At 39.9% G+C, this 21,690-nt stretch carries 19 protein-coding genes; all 19 read right to left on the bottom strand.

Features of this window, described 5'->3' with window-relative positions; all coding sequences use genetic code 11:
• Positions 1-42: 42 nt before the first annotated feature.
• Positions 43-966 (bottom strand): RodZ domain-containing protein, encoded by a 924-nt coding sequence (locus tag BM390_RS04390; protein WP_062320009.1) that lies wholly within the window; start codon positions 964-966, stop codon positions 43-45.
• A 111-nt stretch (positions 967-1,077) separates the two neighbouring features.
• Positions 1,078-1,800, bottom strand: coding sequence for an elongation factor P 5-aminopentanone reductase (gene ymfI, locus BM390_RS04385; protein WP_062320007.1), 723 nt, complete (start codon positions 1,798-1,800; stop codon positions 1,078-1,080).
• The gene (gene yfmH, locus BM390_RS04380; RefSeq protein ID WP_062320005.1) at positions 1,793-3,085 is read right to left on the bottom strand and encodes an EF-P 5-aminopentanol modification-associated protein YfmH; all 1,293 of its coding nucleotides are present in this window, start codon (positions 3,083-3,085) and stop codon (positions 1,793-1,795) included. The genes ymfI and yfmH overlap by 8 nt, the downstream gene beginning before the upstream one ends.
• Position 3,086: 1 nt before the next feature.
• Complete coding sequence (gene yfmF / locus BM390_RS04375) at positions 3,087-4,355, bottom strand: EF-P 5-aminopentanol modification-associated protein YfmF (protein ID WP_307725267.1); 1,269 nt, start codon at positions 4,353-4,355, stop codon at positions 3,087-3,089.
• Positions 4,356-4,517: 162 nt separating this feature from the next.
• The gene (locus BM390_RS04370) at positions 4,518-5,477 is read right to left on the bottom strand and encodes an ABC transporter permease (protein WP_062320003.1); all 960 of its coding nucleotides are present in this window, start codon (positions 5,475-5,477) and stop codon (positions 4,518-4,520) included.
• A gap of 1 nt (position 5,478) precedes the next feature.
• Entirely contained in the window at positions 5,479-6,525 is a 1,047-nt protein-coding gene (locus BM390_RS04365) for an ABC transporter permease (protein WP_089853073.1), read from the bottom strand.
• Positions 6,522-8,048: an ABC transporter ATP-binding protein gene (locus tag BM390_RS04360; protein WP_062320054.1), complete on the bottom strand. Its 1,527-nt coding sequence runs from the start codon at positions 8,046-8,048 to the stop codon at positions 6,522-6,524. The genes BM390_RS04365 and BM390_RS04360 overlap by 4 nt, the downstream gene beginning before the upstream one ends.
• 145 nt (positions 8,049-8,193) lie before the next feature.
• Positions 8,194-9,336, bottom strand: a complete 1,143-nt coding sequence (locus BM390_RS04355; RefSeq protein WP_089853071.1) for a BMP family lipoprotein — start codon at positions 9,334-9,336, stop codon at positions 8,194-8,196.
• Positions 9,337-9,411: 75 nt separating this feature from the next.
• Complete coding sequence (locus tag BM390_RS04350) at positions 9,412-10,140, bottom strand: GntR family transcriptional regulator (protein ID WP_089853069.1); 729 nt, start codon at positions 10,138-10,140, stop codon at positions 9,412-9,414.
• 121 nt (positions 10,141-10,261) lie between these two features.
• A complete protein-coding gene (locus BM390_RS04345; RefSeq protein WP_089853067.1) occupies positions 10,262-12,610 on the bottom strand; it encodes an FtsK/SpoIIIE family DNA translocase in 2,349 nt (782 codons plus the stop codon).
• A gap of 147 nt (positions 12,611-12,757) precedes the next feature.
• A complete protein-coding gene (dapG, locus tag BM390_RS04340) occupies positions 12,758-13,990 on the bottom strand; it encodes an aspartate kinase (protein WP_089853065.1) in 1,233 nt (410 codons plus the stop codon).
• A gap of 14 nt (positions 13,991-14,004) precedes the next feature.
• On the bottom strand, positions 14,005-15,048 hold the full coding sequence (locus BM390_RS04335) for an aspartate-semialdehyde dehydrogenase (RefSeq protein WP_062320001.1): 1,044 nt from the start codon (positions 15,046-15,048) through the stop codon (positions 14,005-14,007).
• Between the two features lie 100 nt (positions 15,049-15,148).
• Positions 15,149-15,733, bottom strand: a complete 585-nt coding sequence (locus BM390_RS04330; protein ID WP_062319999.1) for a dipicolinate synthase subunit B — start codon at positions 15,731-15,733, stop codon at positions 15,149-15,151.
• 18 nt (positions 15,734-15,751) lie between these two features.
• Positions 15,752-16,612: a dipicolinate synthase subunit DpsA gene (dpsA, locus tag BM390_RS04325; protein WP_246806737.1), complete on the bottom strand. Its 861-nt coding sequence runs from the start codon at positions 16,610-16,612 to the stop codon at positions 15,752-15,754.
• Positions 16,613-16,678: 66 nt separating this feature from the next.
• Complete coding sequence (locus tag BM390_RS04320) at positions 16,679-16,909, bottom strand: YlmC/YmxH family sporulation protein (RefSeq protein WP_062319994.1); 231 nt, start codon at positions 16,907-16,909, stop codon at positions 16,679-16,681.
• A 161-nt stretch (positions 16,910-17,070) separates the two neighbouring features.
• Positions 17,071-19,179, bottom strand: a complete 2,109-nt coding sequence (gene pnp / locus BM390_RS04315) for a polyribonucleotide nucleotidyltransferase (RefSeq protein ID WP_062319993.1) — start codon at positions 19,177-19,179, stop codon at positions 17,071-17,073.
• 217 nt (positions 19,180-19,396) lie between these two features.
• Positions 19,397-19,666, bottom strand: coding sequence for a 30S ribosomal protein S15 (gene rpsO, locus BM390_RS04310; RefSeq protein ID WP_062319991.1), 270 nt, complete (start codon positions 19,664-19,666; stop codon positions 19,397-19,399).
• Between the two features lie 125 nt (positions 19,667-19,791).
• Positions 19,792-20,733: a bifunctional riboflavin kinase/FAD synthetase gene (locus tag BM390_RS04305; RefSeq protein WP_089853062.1), complete on the bottom strand. Its 942-nt coding sequence runs from the start codon at positions 20,731-20,733 to the stop codon at positions 19,792-19,794.
• Positions 20,734-20,745: 12 nt separating this feature from the next.
• Positions 20,746-21,654 carry a tRNA pseudouridine(55) synthase TruB gene (truB, locus tag BM390_RS04300; RefSeq protein WP_062319989.1) on the bottom strand — a complete coding sequence of 303 codons (909 nt, stop codon included), beginning with the start codon at positions 21,652-21,654 and terminating at the stop codon, positions 20,746-20,748.
• Positions 21,655-21,690 lie beyond the last annotated feature (36 nt).

The following is a 21,690-nucleotide window of genomic DNA, read 5'->3' as shown; positions in this document are numbered from 1 at the left end:
AACCCTCCTTAAAAGTGAGCAACTGATAAGAAGGGTCTAATATTACTCTTGGTCCGGTTCGTAAGCGTCATTGAAATAAATCCACACTTCTTGTACCGTACTCATATTCATCTCTTCTGAAAATTCTAATGGTTTTCCGTTGATTTCAATTGTAATAACACCCGGTTCACCGAAGCGTAAATATGTAAAATCAACATCCGTTAAATCAATCTCTACAGGACTATTACCGGTCGTAAGCATTTGTTCATAAAGAGACTGACCACTGTCATCTTCAATTTGAAGCCAATTTTGATTTGTCGTATCGACACGCATCGTAATCGAATCATCTGGTGTCACATAATGATAAATAGAGGCATTGTTCTCAAACTCTTTTAATTCAAGTACAGGTTCTGTCCCCTCAGGTTGTGCTGCATCCTCTTCATCATCTGATACTGATTCATCGATCGTGTCGTCAGCGTCAGGATCTGTTTCCCCGGTTTGGTCCGTATCGTTATTTTCTGGCGGGATCGTCACCGGATCACCAACCGATGAAGGATTATCTTCTACTGGTGACGTTGGCTCTGCCTCATCCGTTGTCAGAACAAACTCATAAATAATAAACCCAATTAAAAACAGTAACAACAAGACAAAAATAGTCGGTAACAACATTTGAAAAGGTGATTTATCTTTGACGGTCGTTCGCGTACGCGAACGTTTCAATGTTGTAAAATCTCGGGTATCGGTCGATAATGTCTCGGGTAATTCACTTCTGTGTTCGTCCATTAAAGCGTGTGGATCTAATCCGACAGCTTGGGCGTACTCCCTAATAAAAGCGCGCACATAAAAGTTACCAGGTATGAGGGAAAAATCATTTCGCTCAATGGCCTGAATATGGCGCGCTTGTATTTTCGTCGCTATTTGAATATCGTCAATTGTTAAGCCCTTCTCAAGGCGGCGTTCTTTTAATTGTTCTCCAATCAGCATCATTAACACCATCCATTTAGTAAAATCCGTACAAAGTACATACCATCTTCTATAATAAAGGATTTTCAACAAATATGAAAGAGGCGAAAGTGATTTTGCGACTTTTATAATACATTAAATATGCCACCCACCACTTACACCTATAATTTCACCCGTCATATAGCTCGTCTGGTCACTCGCTAAAAAGGCCGTTAATTGACTAACATCCTTCACCGTACCTAATCGTTGTAAAGGAATCTCTTCTATTAAAGATGTTCTTTCTTCTTCGGTCAATGATTGATTCATTTCTGTATCAATAAACCCTGGCGTAATGGCGTTTACACGAATGTTATTCGTGCCTACTTCTTTTGCTAAGGCTTTAACAAAGGCAATCTGGGCACCCTTTACTGTCGAATACGCCACTTCATAACTTGCCCCGTGTTTACCCCAAATAGAAGATATGACAATAATATTGCCTGCACGATTTTGTAGCATCGCCGGTAAAAAGTGTTGGGTTACTTTCCATAAAGCCTCAATGTGCACCGAGAGTAATGCTGTCATATCGCTACTCGACAGATCTGTGAATAAACCGTAACTGGCTTGTCCTTGACTAAAGATAATTACGTCAGGTGTAAACTGCACCTTATTAAGAAATTGTTCAATACCTTCACTAGACGACAGGTCACCTTGAATCATTTCTAGGACAGACTCTTCGGGTAACGATTCAGCCAAAGTCTGCAACCTTGTTTTGTTTTTATTGTAATGTAAGGTAAAACTATTGCCTGTTTCACTTAAATCTTTGACAATTTGCTGACCAATCGCCCCGCTTGCGCCTAGCACTAAAACATGTTTAGGCATGTTCCGCCTCTTTTTTTATAAAGAACGCAGACACATTATCTGCTGTAATCCACTGATGCATAAAGGCTTCTACCTCATCTTTTGTTATAGCCTCTAATGTCGGTAGAAGTGTGAAGTAATCAATGCCCAACAAATGATACTGACTAATAGAGTTCGCAATATTTGACGTAGCATTCATTTCTCGCATGAGTCCTCCAATCATTTTTCGTTTCATGCGAGTGAAGGCTTCCTCACTAAACGTATATGATTTAAAGGTATCCAGTTGTCTTAATACAACGTCTCTAAACTGTTCAACATTGGTAGAATTAGCACCAATCAACGAAAAGGCAAAAGATCCTTGGCGTTCTGTCTCAAATCCTAGACTGCCATCAATAAGATCCAGGTCATATAACTCTTGATAATAAGCACCGGATTTTGAATAAAAGTAATCAAGAATCATCTCGCTAATCAGTTCTTCTTTAATAAATTGGTCGGGGTTCTGTGTAGGCGTTTCTTTGATTCCAATCATACATTTTTCAGTTACAACAGGCATATGTAAGACCGCCTGTTTTTTATATACATGCGCCGACTCCATAACGCTCTCTCGTTTAATTTCTTGCACAGGCTCAAAAGTTTTCTGTTGTTGATTATGACGAATGACCTGAAGCATCTCTTCAGCATCAAAAGCTCCAACTAAACAAAAAGTCATGTTAGAAGGATGATAAAATGTGTGATAACACGTATAAAGGTCATCTTTTGTAATGTTTTGAATAGAATCAACCGTTCCGGCAATATCAATTCTCACGGGATGATGTTCGTACATCGTTTCAATAATACCAAAGAACGCCCGCCAATTGGGTTGGTCATCATACATTTGAATCTCTTGAGCAATAATCCCCTTTTCTTTCTCAACTGAACTATCAGAAAAGTAAGGATCTTGAACAAAGTTAAGTAGAATCTCGGTGTTTTTCTTCACTTCCGTCGTTGTTGAAAATAAATAGGCTGTTTTAGTAAATGATGTGAACGCATTCGCTGACGAACCAAGCGCAGTAAATTCTTGAAAAACATCATGATCTTCTTTTTCAAATAATTTATGCTCTAAAAAGTGGGCAATACCGTCTGGAACTTTAACCATATTCATTTCACCAAGAGGAACAAATTGATTATCAATCGAGCCGTAATTCGTTGTAAACACTCCGTAGGTTTGTTCGAGCTCAGGTTTTGGCACGAGCAGAACATTCAAGCCGTTCTCTAGTGTTTCTTGGTAGACCGTTTCATTGATTTGAGGATAGCGCTTTTTCTCCATACTATTCCGCTCCTTTCTGTGTTAAGAAGTAAGTCGTATCGAGCTCAATGCGATTCGCTACTCTTACAATCGCCTCTTTTGTCACGGCTTCAATATTTGATACAAAATCAATCGTTTTTGTTTTAGAGCTAAATTGTTGGTTATATAACATTTCAACCATGCCGTAAGCTTCGTCAAGATTTTCTTTATATTGATTTGTAATTAATGACTTTGCTTCTGTGATTTGTTCATCAGTGAAATCACCCTTACGCATCGCTTCTAATTGCTCCAAAATAATTGTTTTTGCTTTGTCAAAATCAGCAGGGGCGATCCCACTAAAGACAAATAAAAGCCCTTTGTGACTTTCAAACCGGGAAGCGGCATAATAAGCCAAACTATTTTTCTCACGCACATTAATAAAGAGTTTTGAACTAGGGAATCCACCAAAGATGGCATTAAAGACGTGTAGAGCCGGATAGTCATCATCACTGTAGTGCGTATGTGTTCTAAAGCCAAAGTGCAACTTACCTTGTTGAATGGGTTCTTCTTCAATGATCTCTTTAGGTTCAACCACTGTTTTCTCTGTCGCCTGCATGCTTGGCATCGGCGCATTCGTTGATCGCTCAATATGTTGATCACACAAAGCTTCAACATTAAGCTCTGTTAAGTCCCCAATGACATAGAGGTCAAATGGTTCTTCGTTCATTACTTGTTGATAGTATTGATAGAGATTTTCAGGCGTAATATGGTCAAAGTCCTCTGGATAACCATGAACATGCGTCTTGTACACTTCACCTTCACACATCTCTTCGATCAGGCGCATGTTTGCCAGTTGCATTTTATTATCTTTAATACTGTCAATTTTTTGTCCAAGTGATTGTTTTTCACGCGCAACAATTTTTGGATCAAAACCGTCTGCCACAACTTTAGGCGCAAATAGCGCCTCGTTAAAGAATCGAACAGCTTCTTCTAAAATAGGCTCATTGGCTGACAAGTATGAGGGATTAACAACGGACATGCGGGCTGTTAAAATATGCATCTCGCCTTTTTTACTACCATCCATTGAAAAGGTTGATCCGTATAAATCATCTAATTTCTGTCTAAAGGCATTTGACGTAGGATAATTTTCAGTGGCTTGTTGCATGACAAACGGAAGTAAAGCCCGCTTTGTCACATCTTCTCTACTGAGTGGTGCAATAAATTTCGCAACAAAGTGCAACGTCTTAAATTTATTTGATTGAATCATATGTAGCCTATACCCTTGTTTTTCAATAACTGTTTCATTCATCATGAGATAGAACCTCCTTCGTTTATATCAAGCTTAACCAATAAATTGAGTCTTACTCATTTTACCGTAAAATTTCTTTTCAAACAACGAAAAGGAATCATTTGAAAAGGGTTGTTAGTCCTCAACCGTTGAGGACTAACAACCCTTTATTCAAAAAAAATCAGATTAACGGCTGCCTTTAATATACGGGTCACCATTTGCTTTAGGTGCTTCTGCACGTCCAATCAGACCTGCGAGAGCAAGAATTGTAAGAACATAAGGAGCAATCGTTAAATAGAACCCTGGTACATTCGCAAGGAAGTCAAAGTTCGCGCCAACAACACTTAAACTTTGAGCAAAGCCAAAGAAGAAGGCTGCGCCAAGTGCCCCAAGTGGATGCCACTTACCAAAAATAACGGCAGCAAGTGCCATGAAACCTTGACCAGAAATAGTAGAACCAGCAAAGCTTAGAGAAATCGTTAAAGCATAAGTCGCTCCACCTAAACCAGCAAGTACACCTGATAAAATAACAGCGATATAACGCATTTTCGTTACATTAATACCATTCGTATCTGCCGCCATAGGGTGTTCACCTACCGCACGTAAACGCAAACCAAATGATGTCTTATAAAGGACGTACCAACCAGCAACCGCAAAAATAATGGCAATAAACGTCGTATAATAAGTGCCATCAAAGAACATCTCACCGAGGATTGGGATATCAGAAAGAACAGGAACAGAAGTTGTATAGAAAGGTTCTGTAATAGAATCTGTCTGACCACGACCAAAAATTTCACGTGTTAAGAAAACCCCTAAACCAACAGCAAGCATATTGATCGCCACACCGCTAACCACTTGATTGGCTCTAAATGAGACAGCCGCGACCGCATGCATAAGAGAGAAAATACCTGAAGCGACAGCCCCTACTAATAGTGACAACCAAGGTGTGAAAGCCCCTAACGTATCAGCCATAAAGATATTGAACACAATACCACTGAAGGCACCAATCACCATTAAACCTTCTAAACCAATATTGACAACGCCGGAGCGTTCACTGAATACTCCACCAAGAGCTGTAAAGATCAATGGAGCAGAATAGAATAATACCATCGGCATCATAGCAATAAATTGATCGATGAATTGCATATTAGTTCTCCTCCTTCTTAAATCGCATAATCACAAGTCGAATCATGTAACTTGCAGCTACGAAGAAAATAATCATCGCAATAACAATTTCGACAAGTTCTGCTGGTACCCCAGATAATGGTGGCATACTTAATGCCCCAACCTTTAAAGCACCGAACAAGAAGGCAGCGAGAACAACGCCAGGTGCTGTGTTAGCACCGAGTAAAGCTACGGCAATACCATCAAACCCTAAGTTAGTAAAGGCACCGTGTGTGTACATATAGCCAAATGTACCGATACCTTCCATCGCTCCACCAATACCAGCCAAACCACCTGAGATCAGCATGGCCAAGACGATGTTACGTTTAACGCTCATACCAGAATATTTTGCCGCATGTGGGTTGAAACCAACCGCACGTAATTCATAACCATAAGTTGTTTTCTCTAAGAAGAACCAGACGAACACAGCAAAAATAATGGACACGATAAAACCCCAGTGAATCTGAGAATAACCGAACATTTCTTGAAGTCCGGGTGTTGCTAACCAAGCAGAGTTGGCAATGCGCTCAGATTGTGATCCGCCATCTGATAATAACGTACGAATCAAATAGTTCGTTGTATGAAGCGCAATATAGTTCATCATGATTGTCACAACAACTTCATGGACCCCACGTGTCGCCTTTAAAATACCTGGCACAAAAGCCCAAAGAGCACCGGCAACAGCAGCGGCTAAAATCGCAAGTGGAATGTGGATGATGGCAGGAAGATCAAAGGCCACCCCTACCCATACAGCCGCAAACCAACCGACAAAGACTTGGCCCTCAGCACCAATGTTAAATAAACCGCTGCGGAAGGCAAAAGCGATTGCCAAACCAGATAAAACTAAAGGAATCGTACGACGAATACTTTCACCAATATTATACATACTACCAAAAGCACCTTGGAAAAGAGCCGCGTAACCTTCAATTGGATTATATCCGAAAGCAAGCATCACGATTGCTCCGACTAGAAAACCTAATAGAACCGATAAAATCGGAATTAAAATGTTTAATTTTTTGTTTTCCATCATTTTTCTTCACCTGCTTTCTGACGTGCTTTCTCTTTCGAACTACCGGCCATCAGTAAGCCAAGCTCTTGCTCATTAGTTTCTTCAGGTTTCACTTCAGCAACGATTTGACCATCAAACATAACAGCAATTCGGTCACTGACGTTCATAACTTCATCTAATTCAAATGACACAAGTAAAACGGCACGTCCTTTATCACGCTCTTCGATTAAACGTCTATGAATCGTTTCGATGGCCCCAACATCTAACCCACGTGTTGGTTGAGCAGCAATGAGTAAATCTGGTGAGCGATCCACTTCACGTGCGATAATGGCTTTTTGTTGGTTACCACCAGAAAGCGCCCGCGCTTTCGTCTTAGGACTCGGTGTTCGCACATCAAAATCTTTGATTAATTTATCAGCATGTTCATAAATAGCTTTAAATGATAATACCTTATTTTTAGAGAATGGTTTCTTGTAATACGTTTGTAAGACAATATTTTCAGCAATAGGATAATCTAAAACTAAGCCAAATTTATGGCGGTCTTGTGGAATATGCGCCACGCCAGATTCCGTCACTTTACGAGGAGATAGATTCGTAATAGTTTTACTGTTTAATTTAATCTCTCCAGATTCTGATTTTCTAAGCCCTGTAATGGCTTCAATCAGCTCAGATTGTCCATTACCATCAATACCGGCAATACCGACAATTTCACCTGCTCTTACAGCTAGATTTAAACCTTTGACCATCATAGCTTGACGAGCATCTTTCACTTGCAAATCTTTAATAGAAAGAATGGCTTCTTTTGGTTTAGCTGGTGTTTTTTCTGTTTTAAAGTTAACTTGACGCCCAACCATAAGAGCGGCTAAGTCATCAACGTTGGTGTCTTTTACATTCACCGTATCAATACCTTCACCTTTACGGATGACGGTCACGCGATCACATACCTCCATAATCTCTTTTAATTTATGAGTGATTAAGATAATGGAGATGCCTTCTTTTGTTAAGTTACGCATGATACTAATCAGTTCTAAAATTTCTTGTGGCGTTAAAACAGCTGTTGGCTCATCTAAAATAATCACTTCAGCACCACGGTAAAGTGTTTTTAAAATTTCAGCCCGTTGTTGCATTCCTACTGAAATATCACGTACTTTCGCACTAGGGTCTACACTTAAACCATATCGATCAGACAATTCTTTAATTTCTTTTTCAGCTTGTTTAATATCAACGTAGCCCGCGCCTTTAGTTGGCTCACTACCTAAAATAATGTTTTGCGCGACCGTAAATGGTTCCACGAGCATAAAGTGTTGGTGGACCATCCCGATACCTAACTCGTTGGCGACATTAGGGTTGGTGATTTTAATTTTTTCACCACGAACGCGAATCTCTCCTTTTTCCGGTTGATAAAGACCAAATAAGACGTTCATCAAGGTTGATTTACCTGCCCCGTTTTCACCAAGTAAAGCATGTATTTCCCCTTTTTTAACTTGAAGGTTAATATTATTATTTGCTACAATGCCAGGGAATTCTTTACGAATGTTTAACATCTCAATAACGTATTTTTCCAAAATGTTCACTCCTTATCTTAAGGCTCGTAATAAAATCTCTAAATGAAAAGGGGAGAGTTACTAGCTTTTCATTTAAAGATTTTTAAGTTGGTTACCCCTTTTTAGGGGTAACCAAACTTATCAATTAAAGGTTATTCACAAACTCTTCTAATTCATCATCAGTTTGTGGTGCAACAACTTCGCCACTTAGAAGTTTTTCTTGCCATTCAGCTACAGCCGCTTTGATCTCTTCTGTATAAGCTTCTGTATTTGTTTCAGCGATGGCAATCGCATCGTCTTCAATACCTAATACGAGGTGCTCTCCACCAGGGAAGTCACCATTCATTGCGCGTGCTGCTACTTCTTGAACAGCAACATCTACACGTTTAACCATAGAAGTCAGTGTAACGTTCATGTCACCTTGTTGACCTTGCTCATATTGGTCACGGTCAACACCGATAACCCAAACGCCTGCTTCTGGATCGTTTTCAACACGGTTTCTAGCTTCAGTGAATACACCTAGACCAGTCGCACCTGATGCGTGATAAATTACATCAGCACCAGAAGAGTACATGTTGTTTGCGATTGAACGGCCTAAACCTTCATCAGCAAATGATTCAGCGTACTGAACTTGTACTTCAATATCAGGGTTAACAGATTTAGCACCTGCAACAAAACCAACTTCAAAGCGCTTGATTAGTGGACTTGTAACCCCACCGACAAAGCCAATGTTTTGTGATTCTGATTTAAGCGCAGCTGCAACACCTACTAGGAAAGAACCTTGTTCTTCAGCGAAAGTTACACTGGCAATGTTATCGCCTTCAACAACTTCATCAATAATTGAGAAGTGGCCATCAGGATTTTGGCTTGCTACTTGTTCAACTGCGTTGGCAAGTTGGTAACCTACACCAAAAATTAATTGGTAGTTTTGGTTTACCAAGTTGTTAAAGTTAGGTAAGAAGTCAGCAGCGTTTTGAGATTCAGCGTAATCATATCCTGTACCACGCTCTAAACCATTATCCATAGCGAAAGCTTCAATACCTTCCCATGCAGACTGGTTAAATGAACGGTCATCAACACCGCCCTCATCTGTAACCATTGCTAATGAGAAGTCGCTAGAACCTTCTTCTTCATCACTTGAGCCTTCGTCTCCTGTAGCATCGTCATTTTGCTCTGTGTCTTGATCTGTTTGATCATCACTTGACTCATCATCAGTTGAGCCACAAGCACCAAGTACTAATACAGCTGCAAACAAGACTGACAAGATTAACAATAATTTGTTCTTCATTTTGTTACCCCCATTTTATGGTTAAATTTTGACCTGTATTGTTTTAAATTGTTACTAAGTTCTGCAAAAGGCAACTCAATCAATGCGCTTTCTCACAACATGAAATTGGAAAGCATCGCTTTTAAAATAATTAGCGGAGTAAAGAATCGGTTCATGATCTTTCGTGTAGTGCATTTGTCTTAGTAAGAGCAGTGCTTGATCAGGTCGGCAATGAAGTATAGCTGAGATTCTTTCATGGAAACCAATCGGTTCAATGAATGTCTCAGCATAATGTATGCGCTTACCTGTATGATTTTCGATAAGTTTGAAGATGGAGTCTTGTGAGTGAATTAATCCAATCGGTACAAGATCATGATCAACTTTATCGATACAATACACCACGGGTTCACCATCTGCTGTTCTTACGCGTTCGACTCTCGCTAATGCTTGGACGTCCAACGAGTTAAAATGTGCTAAATCGCTGGCCGACGGCCTAACGACCTCAGCAGCGACAAATTGCGTTCCCGGTCTCTTACCTGCACGTCTAATCATGTCGGACACACTTCCTAATTCCTCAATGCCTGAAGAATAGATCGGTTTAGGATTAACAAAGATGCCATTTCCTAATCGACGTGTGACCATATTCTCATCAACTAATTGTTCAATAACCGCTTCCATTGTTGTTCGTGACACACGATAATTTGTTGCTAATTCATACAGAGGATGCAACCTTTCATTTGGTGGATAGATATCGTTTTCGATATCTTCTCGCATTTTTGAAAGCGTTTCATTATATTCCTTACTGTCTAAATAATCTTTCGACATGTTTCATCCCCCAGTAACATAAAACAAAATGATCGGTCATTTACAATATACCACTTTAACAATAAGAAATAAACACAAAAATGCGAAAAAGATATCTTTTCTACTAATCGAAATTGTGAAATTAGTCTGACAACTCTTGTACAAGAACCACTCTCGGCTTTGATCCTTCATGAGGACCCACGATGCCGCTTGCCTCCATTTCATCAATTAACCGCGCCGCACGATTGTAGCCAATACGGAATCTTCTTTGTAACATAGACACACTGGCCGTCTGCATTTCTACAACTAATTGCACGGCTTCTGGATATAGTTCATCGTCACTATGACTGGATGAGTCATCCACTTCATCTGGAATCATTTCTTCTTGGTAGTTTGCTTTTTGTTGCTCAATACAATAATCAACAACGGCTTCTACTTCCTCATCTGACAGAAATGCTCCTTGAATCCGGGTTGGTTTGGACGCACCGACTGGCATAAACAACATATCCCCTCGTCCCAACAATTTCTCTGCCCCACCACTATCTAAAATCGTGCGTGAGTCTGTTTGAGATGACACACTAAAAGCAATCCGAGAAGGAATATTAGCCTTAATCACACCTGTAATAACATCCACACTTGGACGCTGTGTCGCAATGATCAAATGAATCCCAGCAGCACGTGCCATTTGCGCAAGACGGGTAATGGCATCTTCTACCTCATTAGAGGCCACCATCATTAAATCAGCTAATTCATCGACTAAGACAACAATATAAGGAAGGAGTGGCTGTTCATCTTCTGGTGTATCCACTGTTTGATTATGTTTCTTAATATAGTTGTTGTAACCTTCTATATTTCTATTTCCCGTATCAGAAAACAAGTCATAGCGACGTTCCATTTCACTTACGACCTTTTTAAGCGCCTGTGCCGCTTTTTTCGGATCGGTTACAACCGGCGTTAGTAAATGTGGAATCCCGTTATAGACGTTTAATTCCACTTTTTTCGGATCAATCATCATTAATTTCACTTGGTGAGGTTTTGCGCGCATTAAAATACTAATAATAATCCCGTTAATACATACACTTTTCCCACTCCCGGTTGCACCGGCAACGAGTAAGTGCGGCATTTTATTTAATTCGTGTACGACTGCTTCACCTGAAATATCACGACCTAATATAAAGGATAAGACGGCTTCATCAGGTAACTGCTTAGCTTCAAATACTTCACGCATGGTCACCATGGATACTTCCTGATTCGGGACTTCGATACCAACAGCTGATTTTCCAGGTATCGGTGCTTCTATGCGGATATCTTTTGCTGCTAGAGCAAGTGCTAAGTCATCATGTAAATTCACAATTTTACTCACCTTTACCCCTGCCTCAGGATACACTTCATATTTCGTGACAGCCGGTCCTACGTGAACCCGTGTCACTTTTGCTTTCACTCCAAAAGAATCAAAGGTGGTTTCTAATTTCCTTACAATCTCTTGAATTTTCCCTTTTTCTTGCGATTTCTTTTTCTGCACCGGTGCCTCTAGTAAAGTCACGGGTGGTAGAACATAGTCCATATTTTCTTTCTCCGTCATCGGCTCTACGTGAAGATCAGTTTCTCCTTCTGTGACGACTTGGTCGGACATTTCTTTAGTCCGCCGATTAATGTCAGCTTTAGGCGTCGAGTTTAAGGAATCTATTTCCTTAAACGGAAAGGTCCCTTGTGATTCAAGCGTATCGTCATGATAATGAACATCAGTAAAGTCTTCAATGACGGGTTCTTTTATATCTTCTTTTGATTCGGATTGTTTTTTTTGTTTTGTTTGTTTGACGGCTGTCGTTCGCGTTTGTTCTTTTGACCTTTGTTTAAAAGCACTGTTTTTTTCTTTTAGAAAACTAACCGCTGCTGAACCTTTATTCATCACATACTCAAAAAACGACGTTAATGAAAAATCGAACATGAATACAAGTGAAACAATTAATAAAAAGACAGCTAAAAAAAGTGAACCGGTGATCGATAATAATCTGTACGTGAGACTTAGTAGGATGGCCCCTACCATGCCACCACCAAGATTTTGGCTCGTTATGCCACCCAGTCTAAAATCATTAAATTGATCAAACGAATAACCAATGACTGATATGTCTTTAGTGAGAATCCAATCGCGGTAAAGAATAGCATGTGTTAGTAACATAAGTGACGTTAAAAAAACAAACACACCTAAAAAGCGTCTGGAGAATATATCAGGAAAACGTTGTTTGATCATCATATGTAAACCTAAAGCAAGTAAACTTAGTGGGATCAGACTGTACCAAAAGCCGAATAAAAAGCGGAAACTGGTGACTAAAAATAGCGGAATAATTCCTTCGCTTAACGACCAAGCGCCACTTCCAAATACAGCTAATAAAATAAAGCTCAAACCATATAATTCATATTTAAACGTTTCTGATATCGGTTTTCTGGATGTTTTTGATTTGCGTTTTGATTTTGTTTTTTTCTTTGTCATTGTATTCCCTCCCATCCCATCTATTATAGCATAATTTTTCTCATAACCTGTCTAACAAATTAAGCATCTTCACTAACTATACAGGAACACTTATGACACGTATGTCATTGATTTTCACTAACAAAAAAGCGAATCCATTGATTCGCTTTAATGTTGTAACCAAGACTTTTCAGTTAGTTCAAAAGCATCGTGTAAAGCATTAACCGCTTCACACACATCACTTTCCTTTACGAGTACCCAAATGGTCGTATGGCTATCCGCTGATTGTAAAATATCTATTTTCTTCTTTTTCAAACTACGCACAATCCGAGCCGTCACACCAGGTACGCCTGTCATCCCCGCTCCGACCACACTGACTTTTGCGCAATGAGTGGTTTTAACAGGATAATACCCAAGCGCTTGAATGATGTGAATCGCTTTATCACTTAGTAAATCAGGGACAGTAAATCTTAATCCTCCTGGAAACATGTTAATAAAGTCAACAGAAATACCCGCATCTGCTAAAGCACCGAATACATCCGCATGTAGCGTCTCTATATCCGAATCGGTTTCAATTTTAATTTGGGCAATACCTGTGATGTGCGCAATACCCGTAATGAGCCGGTCATTAATATCACGCCCAAGCGCCTGATCAATGGCACCTGTTACAAGCGTACCAACATCGGTCGCATGTGTTGAGCGAACACGAAGAGGTACTTTCCCTTGCATGGCGATTTCAACGGCACGTGGATGAACGACTTTAGCTCCTTGGTAGGCTAAATTAACGATTTCATTATATGTGACAACATCAAGCGTTCTTGCCCCCGGTACAATACGCGGGTCAGCTGTCTTAATGCCATCAACGTCAGTAAATATATCGACATAGTCAGCATTAAGGCTCGCACCAAGCGCTGCCGCTGATGTATCACTGCCACCACGTCCAAGCGTTGTAATATCGCCTTCTCTTGTTTGTCCTTGAAAGCCAGTAACGACAACAACATCAACAGTTTCTAATTCCCTGACTAAGCGCGTTGTGTCCATTTCCACAATTTTCGCTTGGGTAAAGTCATTCGTCGTAATAAAACCAGCTTGTACACCAGTTAAGGCCGTTGACGATACGCCCGATTTTTTTAATTGATTCGAGAACACAACAGCTGATAACACTTCACCACATGACAGCAGTAAATCATACTCGCGGTTTGAAATCGCATGATTAGGATAATCCACTAATGTTAATAACGCATCCGTCGCATAAGGGTCGGGTAGTCGTCCCATTGCCGAGACAACGACGACGACTTTATACCCTTCATCTTTAGCCGCTTGTATGTGTTTAATAGCTTGTGTTCTGGCTGATTCATCTCTAACAGATGTTCCACCAAATTTTTGAACAACGATTTTCATATGCCACCTCTAATTTATAACCAATGATTTTTGACGAGTGATTCTGCAATTTGAACAGAATTCCACGCCGCTCCTTTTAATAGGTTATCAGAAACAATCCACATATGATAGCCATTTTCTTGATTTAAATCTTTTCTGATTCTTCCAACAAAGACATCAGGCAGTCCTGCCGCTGCAAGTGGCGTTGGATAGATTTGCTCTTCTGGTTTGTCTTGTAATGTCACCCCATCACTTGATGCGAGCAATGTTTTAATCTCTTCAACTGAAGGTGTATCGTCTAATTCAACGTAGACACTTTCAGCATGTGAAGTGAACACCGGTAACCTAACACATGTCGCTGCAACATTGATCGTCTCGTCATGCATGATTTTTTTCGTTTCATTGATCATTTTCATTTCTTCAAAGGTGTAACCATTATCAGTAAAGACATCAATTTGTGGCAAGGCATTAAAAGCAATTGGGTAATGCTTGTCTTCACCTTTTACCGGTAGTAATTCTGCTTTCATATCATCGCCGTTTAAAAAGTCTTCTGTTTGTGTTTTAAGTTCTTCAATCGCTTCAGCCCCCGAACCGGATACGGCTTGATAGGTTGAGACGATAATGCGTTTTAAACCATATTTAGCTTTTAGCGGCTGAAGAGCCGCTACCATTTGAATAGTCGAACAGTTTGGATTCGCAATGATGCCTTTATGATCTTTAATATCTGCCTCATTAACTTCTGGGACAACAAGTGGAACATTTCCATCCATTCTATAGGCACTCGTATTATCTACGACAACAGCCCCACGTTTAACTGCTTCCGGTGCGAATTTTTTAGAAACCCCACCGCCAGCTGAAAATAGGGCGATATCGATTCCTTCGAATGATTCAGGTGTGGCTTCTTCAACGGTATACGTCTGATTATTATAGGTTAACGTCTTACCTGCTGAACGTTTTGACGATAACAGTTTTAATTCATTGATTGGGAATTGGCGCTTTTCTAATGTTTCTAACATCTTTCTTCCAACGGCACCTGTTGCTCCAACGACAGCGACGTTATAAGTTTGTTGATTTGACATAATTTATTCTCTCCCTTGCAAGCTAGTTCAATTTTAAACTCTATTTTAACATAAATCATTCGATGAAATATATAGATTTTTGATATTTGTGAAAATTAGATCATTTAGTGTTTTGATGTAACACCGGTTGGAGTTGTTTCGACATTAAAGCATGTTCCAACGTCGGTTTAATAAGTGAAAACTCACTCACAATGGAATTCGGTTTTGTTTCTGGATTGTCTTGTGTAAATGGTACAAAATATATATGTTTCGTCTTTAATAATGACATAATGTTAACGCCGTTTTGACCAAGTCCGTCATTGGTTGAAATGGCAAGGACAACCGGTTTATTATTTCTTAATGTGGCTTTAGCCGCAAATAATACAGGCGTATCGCTAATACCTTGACTAAACTTACTGAGTGAAGTTCCTGTCATCGGCGCGATCACCAGTGCATCTAAAGGCGTGCTTGGTCCAAGACCTTCAGCTTCTACCATGGAGGTGACTGGCTTATATTCGGCACACTTTTCTATTTCTGCTAAAAAGTGTGCACTTGAACCAAAACGTGTATCTACTGTTTGAAGGTTATGTGACACAATAGGAATCACGGTATGACCAAGTGATTTAATCTCTTGAATCATCGGTATTACTTGGTCAACGGTACAAAAAGACCCGGTTAACCCAAAGCCAATACGTTTTTTATCCACACATACTCACCCGTCTTTCTATTCGTTTTGACTGAGCTCTTCAATAATCGCTGTCGCAATAATCGTCCCTGCTGTTTTTGGTGCTACCTTTGCCGGTATGCCCAAAGCATGAATGACACGTAATTCACGTTTTTTCGCATAATCAAAATCAACGCCCCCTGGCAGGGAAGCCAAGTCGATAATGAGTTGTTCACGTGTGAGCTGATCGAGTACTGTAGATGTTAACATCATGGCAGGGATCGTATTAATGAAAAGGTCAGTTGATTTAATATATGCATCAAGATCCTTTAAGTGAAAGCCATGATAGCCCAAACTATTTGCTTTTGCGATATCTTTTTGTTTTCTTACACCAACAAACACATCGGCTCCTAACTTGAAAAACCTATCAGCAACAATGTCACCGACACGACCGAAGCCTAATAAAACGACGCGTGATTGGTACAGCGTTTTTTTCATGTGCTTGATTGCTAGCATAATAGTGCCTTCAGCCGTTGGCACAGCGTTATAAATAGCGACATCATCTCTGGCAAATATTTCAATAACAGTCACCTCAGAGTCATCAGCCAACTCACGCAGGCGCTTAGAAGCAATACCCGTAAAAACAAACGCCCCTTGTTTCATACGTTTAAAGCTATCTTTTGGTAAATAGAGGCGATCTTGACTGAAACTAGCCATAATCTCATCATCATTTGAAATGCCTGTAATCGGTAGAATGACGGCGTCTAACTCCTCAAAAGGAATTAAATGAAGCGGCACATTCTCATTCGGATAGATTGCATCAAATCCAACAAGATACAAATCAGCTACTTCAGCCAATTTTTCCATACACGCTAAGTAACGCTGGTCACCGCCTAATAGGGCTATTTTTCTTTTTATCATATTCCTTCACCCCCTTAATCATTATAGTGATATATTCAGTATACGTGGTAAACGAGCACACGTGCTTTATCTTTCAATTAAAATAATATCTTGCCCAATCACTCTAATATTCTCCCATGATAACATTAAACTTTGCTCATCTTTTCTTAAACCTAACATCGAATATTTCGGAATCACCAACTGCTGAATCTCGCCATTCATTAAGTTAAACTCAAGGTCTAGTTCTTGAATAAATCCAAGACGCTTTCCTTTATTAGCTTCAATAAATTCCTTCCCTTTTAATGATTCGAATCGCATAGACGTCCTCTCCTTCGTAACAAATGATGATAGATATATATGACAAACCTCTTGTATGTATGTGATGACAACGAACGTTAATTCAAACAACTTTACAGAATATTAGTCTAAAAAAAAGAAGCCCAAAGGCTTCTTTTTTCTATTCACTGATTGACACAGTATTATTTATTGTTTTTTTCTTGTTCTTCAAGAAGCACAGCTTTACGTGATAAGTTCACACGGCCTTGACGATCGATTTCTTTCACTTTAACCATGATTTGGTCGCCTTCTTTTACAACATCTTCTACATTGTTTGTTCGTTCAATTTGCAATTCAGAAATGTGAATCAAACCATCTTTACCTTTGAAAATTTCAGCAAAAGCGCCGAATTTCTCTATACGTTTAACGGTCGCAAGATACATTTCACCGACTTCAACTTCACGTACGATATCTTCAATTAACTTTTTAGCTTTTTCATTCATCGCTTGATCTGTTGAAGCGATAAAGACTTTACCATCTTGTTCGATATCAATTTTTACGCCAGTTTCATCAATGATTTGATTGATTTGCTTACCACTTGGTCCAATCACATCACGTATCTTTTCAGGTTTAATATACATCGTCATAATCTTAGGCGCATACTCAGATAGCTCTGATTTCGGCTCATTGATGACTTCTAACATATGTGAAAGAATATGCATCCGACCGATTTTAGCTTGCTCTAACGCTTCTTTTAAGATGTCACCGCTTAAACCATCAATCTTAATGTCCATTTGAAGCGCGGTTACACCTTTAGCCGTACCCGCTACTTTAAAGTCCATATCGCCTAGGAAATCTTCCATCCCTTGAATATCACTGAGTACAGTGTAATCGTCACCTTGTTTCACAAGACCCATCGCAATACCAGCAACTGGTGCTTTAATTGGGACACCCGCATCCATCATAGCAAGTGTTGAAGCACAGATTGATGCTTGTGATGTTGAACCATTCGATTCAAGTACTTCTGATACTAAACGAATCGTGTATGGGAAGTCTTCTTCAGCAGGAATGACTTTTTCTAATGCACGTTCACCTAGTGCCCCGTGACCAATTTCACGACGACCTGGTCCACGGATCGGGCCTGTTTCCCCAACACTAAATGATGGGAAATTATAGTGGTGCATAAAACGTTTAGATTCTTCTAAGTCTAATCCATCAAGAATTTGCACATCACCTAACGCACCTAGCGTACACACACTTAAAGCTTGGGTTTGACCACGTGTAAACAAACCAGAACCGTGTGTACGTGGTAAGAGATTAACCCGTGACGTTAACGGACGGATTTCTTCCGGACGACGACCATCTGGACGGATTTTTTCTTGCGTAATCAATCGACGAACTTCGTCTTTTACCATTTTATCTAAAATATCTTTGACTTTTTTAATCGTCTCTTCATCAGCATCATTCGCTTCAAAAGATTCAACAATCTCAGTTTTCACAGCTTGAATCGCTTCTTCACGCGCATGTTTTTCCATGACCTGAATCGCTTCATTTAATTTAGGGCGCGCGGTTTCGTTTAATTCAGCAAGAAGTACTTCATCTAAATTAAATAACTTAACGTCCATTTTTTCTTTACCCATTGCGGCGTAGATGTCTTCTTGGAAAGCGACAAGACGTTTGATTTCTTCATGACCGAACATGATGGCTTCTAGCATCACTTCTTCCGGCACTTCATCTGCGCCAGCTTCAACCATGTTGATGGCCTCTTTCGTACCAGCAACTGTTAAATCAATGTCACTTTTTTCGCGTTGTTCAACCGTTGGGTTGATGACAAACTCACCATCGACACGGCCAACAATCACACCGGCAATTGGTCCGTCAAATGGAATGTCAGAGACGCCTAAAGCAACAGATGAACCGATCATTGCGGCAATATCTGAAGGAGCATCTTGGTCCACACTCATCACCATACTAATGACTTGAACATCGTTACGGTAGCCATCTGGGAAGAGTGGACGAATTGGACGGTCAATCAAGCGTGATGTTAAAATCGCACGTTCACTTGGACGACCTTCACGTTTAATGAATCCACCTGGAATTTTACCTACTGCGTATAAACGTTCTTCATAGTTCACCGTTAACGGGAAGAATGGTAGGTCTTTTGGTTCCTTAGAACCTGTTGCTGTTGCTAATACTGATGTGTCACCGTAGTGTACCATACAAGCGCCATTGGCTTGTTTGGCTAATTCACCCACTTCAACGATAAATGGTTTGCCAGCGATTTCTGTTTTGAATACTTGTTTGTTTGACATATAAAAACCCTCTCTTTTATTAAGTATGACCACTCACCGGGGTTAATGAACAATCCTATTGCATCTGGTTTTCAACTTGCTCCATCCTGATCAAAAATTACAGTCCACTATAATCTTTGATCAGAATCGAGCGCAAGGGTTGTTATGTATTAAACTGGGTAGTGGCTAAGTTTTTTATACCTATAGAAAAAGCGGGAAAAATTCCCGCTTTTTGCTTCTATCGACGTAAACCTAATTTTTCAATTAGTTGACGGTAACGTGTAACGTCTTTGTTACGTAGATAAGTTAATAAGTTACGACGTTTCCCAACCATTTTCAATAGTCCACGACGTGAGTGGTGATCCTTTTTGTGTGTACGTAAGTGATCGTTTAAGCTATTGATTTCTGCAGTTAGGACAGCGATTTGAACCTCTGGAGATCCCGTATCGTTTTCGTGTGTTTTGAACTCGTTAATAAGTTCATTTTTACGTTCTTGTGTGATTGCCATCCTGTTCACCTCCTATTGTTTCTTATTAAAAACCCCTATCCCCTAGCAAACGTTGGAGTTATCGTGTTGCCAAGCGGATGGTTTCCGTTTACTAGATTAACCTTTTTCAACGAAAAATGCAAGTGTTAGCTCTTATTTTTTAAAATTATTTGTCGGATTGTTTGTTCGTCTTGCTCAATTTGAGCAACGAGTGAATCAATCCCGTCAAATTTTAATTCTTCTCTTACGTATTGTTGCCATTCTATTTCAACTGTTTTACCGTATAAATCTCCTGCATAATCTAAGAAGTGCACTTCTAACTTCACTTGTTCTTTTGAATCTTCAAAAGTTGGATTGTAGCCTAAGTTAGCCATACCATCGACCTGTTTACCGTCAATCAAGGCGGTAACATAATAGACCCCTGTCTTAGGAAGCGCTTGTGACTCATAGACCGCTAAGTTAGCCGTTGGATAGCCAATCGTCCGCCCTCTTTTATGGCCATGGACAACGGTCCCTCTCGTTTTTAAGGGACGAGTAAGTAAGTTTTGCGCTTCATCAACACGCCCAGCTTTTAATAATTCCCGAATGCGGGTAGATGAGACTTTTTCTGTCTGATCCGTAAACTTCTCAACAATGGTCACAGAAAAATGACCTTCAGCATCATCGACAAGGGTGTGGACGTTTCCTCTTCCTTTATGTCCATAACTAAAGTCAAATCCACTCACTAAATGTTTGACATTCAAATCAATAATGAACCGATCGATAAATACTTTCGGTTTTAACTTAGCTAATTCTTTCGTAAATTCAACCACATATAAGAAATCCACACCACATTCATCAAAAATCACAATCTTCTGTTCCATCGTTGTTAAATATTCGACTGCCCCAGGTTGTTTCATTAATACCTCTTTAGGGTGCGGTGTAAAGGTCATAACCGCTAATGCTAATTGTTTATCTGTGGCAATTTGTTTCGCTTCTTGAATAACCCGTTGATGCCCTAAATGCACGCCATCAAAAAAACCGATGGCTAATACAGCGGGTGTCTGTGGTTTATCTTGCGTTTCTGTTGATAATCTTATCACTTCCATAAAAACTCTCCTCTACAGATTAAACCCGCGCAAAGACTTGATGACTGTTTGATCATTCGGATGGGTTTGATAAATGGCTAACAACTCACCATTATGTTCCATCCGATAAGGTGTATCCGCTAAAAAGCCTTCTGGACGTTTGAGCTTTTGACCAAAACCAATCTTTATTTTTGTCTTTTCATCTACTTCCCACACAGGTAAATGCGCGAGTCCTGTTTGTAATGGGTGCAAAATGGTATGTAGGGCTTGTTGTTCTTTTAATTGTTCAAGTTCATCTAATGTTACCGCTTCTTTTAATGTAAACGCAGCAGAACGTGTGCGAATAAGGTGTGACATATGCGCCGGATAACCTAACGCCTTGCCAATATCAACGCATAATGTTCGAATATACGTCCCCTTTGAAACGGTAGCTTCAAATGAAAACCGAGCCACGTCACCCTCTATTCGTATAGAACCAGGTGCTAGTGTCAGTTCTTTAACATGAATCTGACGTGTCGGTCGTTCAACCGGCATCCCCTGTCTAGCATACTCATATAATTTTTTACCGTTTACTTTCACCGCAGAATAGAGCGGGGTTATTTGCGTTGTCTCACCTAAAAATTGTCGTAACACTTTCCGTACTTCGACTTCTTCAAAAGGCTTCAAAACAGGCTGTGTCTCTAACACTTCACCTGTCTGGTCTTCTGTTGTTGTTGAAACACCTAACGTTATTTCAGCTTGATACGTTTTATCCGTATCTGTTAAATAAGGCACCACTTTGGTCGCCTCGCCGATACAGATTGGTAACACACCGCGCACATCAGGATCAAGTGTCCCTGTATGTCCGACTTTCTTTGTATTAAAAATCCGGCGTAACTTCATCACACAATCATGACTCGTAAAGCCAATAGGTTTATCTAAATTCACAATACCATCTGTCATTTTCCAACACTCCTTAGTGTAAAAAACAAAGGAAAA

The organism is Halolactibacillus miurensis (genome assembly GCF_900116255.1).
In the GTDB taxonomy this organism is placed as follows: domain Bacteria; phylum Bacillota; class Bacilli; order Bacillales; family Amphibacillaceae; genus Halolactibacillus; species Halolactibacillus miurensis.
This window is presented reverse-complemented; position numbering and strand designations above follow the sequence as displayed.

Bases quoted from the DNA above. Each gene is read 5' to 3' on its own strand.
- pnp (WP_062319993.1), bottom strand. From the start codon at position 19,179: ATGTCAAACAAACAAGTATTCAAAACAGAAATCGCTGGCAAACCATTT.
- BM390_RS04350 (WP_089853069.1), bottom strand. From the start codon at position 10,140: ATGTCGAAAGATTATTTAGACAGTAAGGAATATAATGAAACGCTTTCA.
- BM390_RS04370 (WP_062320003.1), bottom strand. From the start codon at position 5,477: ATGCAATTCATCGATCAATTTATTGCTATGATGCCGATGGTATTATTC.
- BM390_RS04360 (WP_062320054.1), bottom strand. From the start codon at position 8,048: ATGTTAAACATTCGTAAAGAATTCCCTGGCATTGTAGCAAATAATAAT.
- yfmH (WP_062320005.1), bottom strand. From the start codon at position 3,085: ATGGAGAAAAAGCGCTATCCTCAAATCAATGAAACGGTCTACCAAGAA.
- BM390_RS04365 (WP_089853073.1), bottom strand. From the start codon at position 6,525: ATGATGGAAAACAAAAAATTAAACATTTTAATTCCGATTTTATCGGTT.
- rpsO (WP_062319991.1), bottom strand. From the start codon at position 19,666: ATGGCAATCACACAAGAACGTAAAAATGAACTTATTAACGAGTTCAAA.
- BM390_RS04305 (WP_089853062.1), bottom strand. From the start codon at position 20,733: ATGGAAGTGATAAGATTATCAACAGAAACGCAAGATAAACCACAGACA.
- truB (WP_062319989.1), bottom strand. From the start codon at position 21,654: ATGACAGATGGTATTGTGAATTTAGATAAACCTATTGGCTTTACGAGT.
- ymfI (WP_062320007.1), bottom strand. From the start codon at position 1,800: ATGCCTAAACATGTTTTAGTGCTAGGCGCAAGCGGGGCGATTGGTCAG.
- dpsA (WP_246806737.1), bottom strand. From the start codon at position 16,612: ATGATAAAAAGAAAAATAGCCCTATTAGGCGGTGACCAGCGTTACTTA.
- BM390_RS04335 (WP_062320001.1), bottom strand. From the start codon at position 15,048: ATGTCAAATCAACAAACTTATAACGTCGCTGTCGTTGGAGCAACAGGT.
- dapG (WP_089853065.1), bottom strand. From the start codon at position 13,990: ATGAAAATCGTTGTTCAAAAATTTGGTGGAACATCTGTTAGAGATGAA.
- BM390_RS04355 (WP_089853071.1), bottom strand. From the start codon at position 9,336: ATGAAGAACAAATTATTGTTAATCTTGTCAGTCTTGTTTGCAGCTGTA.
- BM390_RS04320 (WP_062319994.1), bottom strand. From the start codon at position 16,909: ATGCGATTCGAATCATTAAAAGGGAAGGAATTTATTGAAGCTAATAAA.
- BM390_RS04390 (WP_062320009.1), bottom strand. From the start codon at position 966: ATGATGCTGATTGGAGAACAATTAAAAGAACGCCGCCTTGAGAAGGGC.
- BM390_RS04345 (WP_089853067.1), bottom strand. From the start codon at position 12,610: ATGACAAAGAAAAAAACAAAATCAAAACGCAAATCAAAAACATCCAGA.
- yfmF (WP_307725267.1), bottom strand. From the start codon at position 4,355: ATGATGAATGAAACAGTTATTGAAAAACAAGGGTATAGGCTACATATG.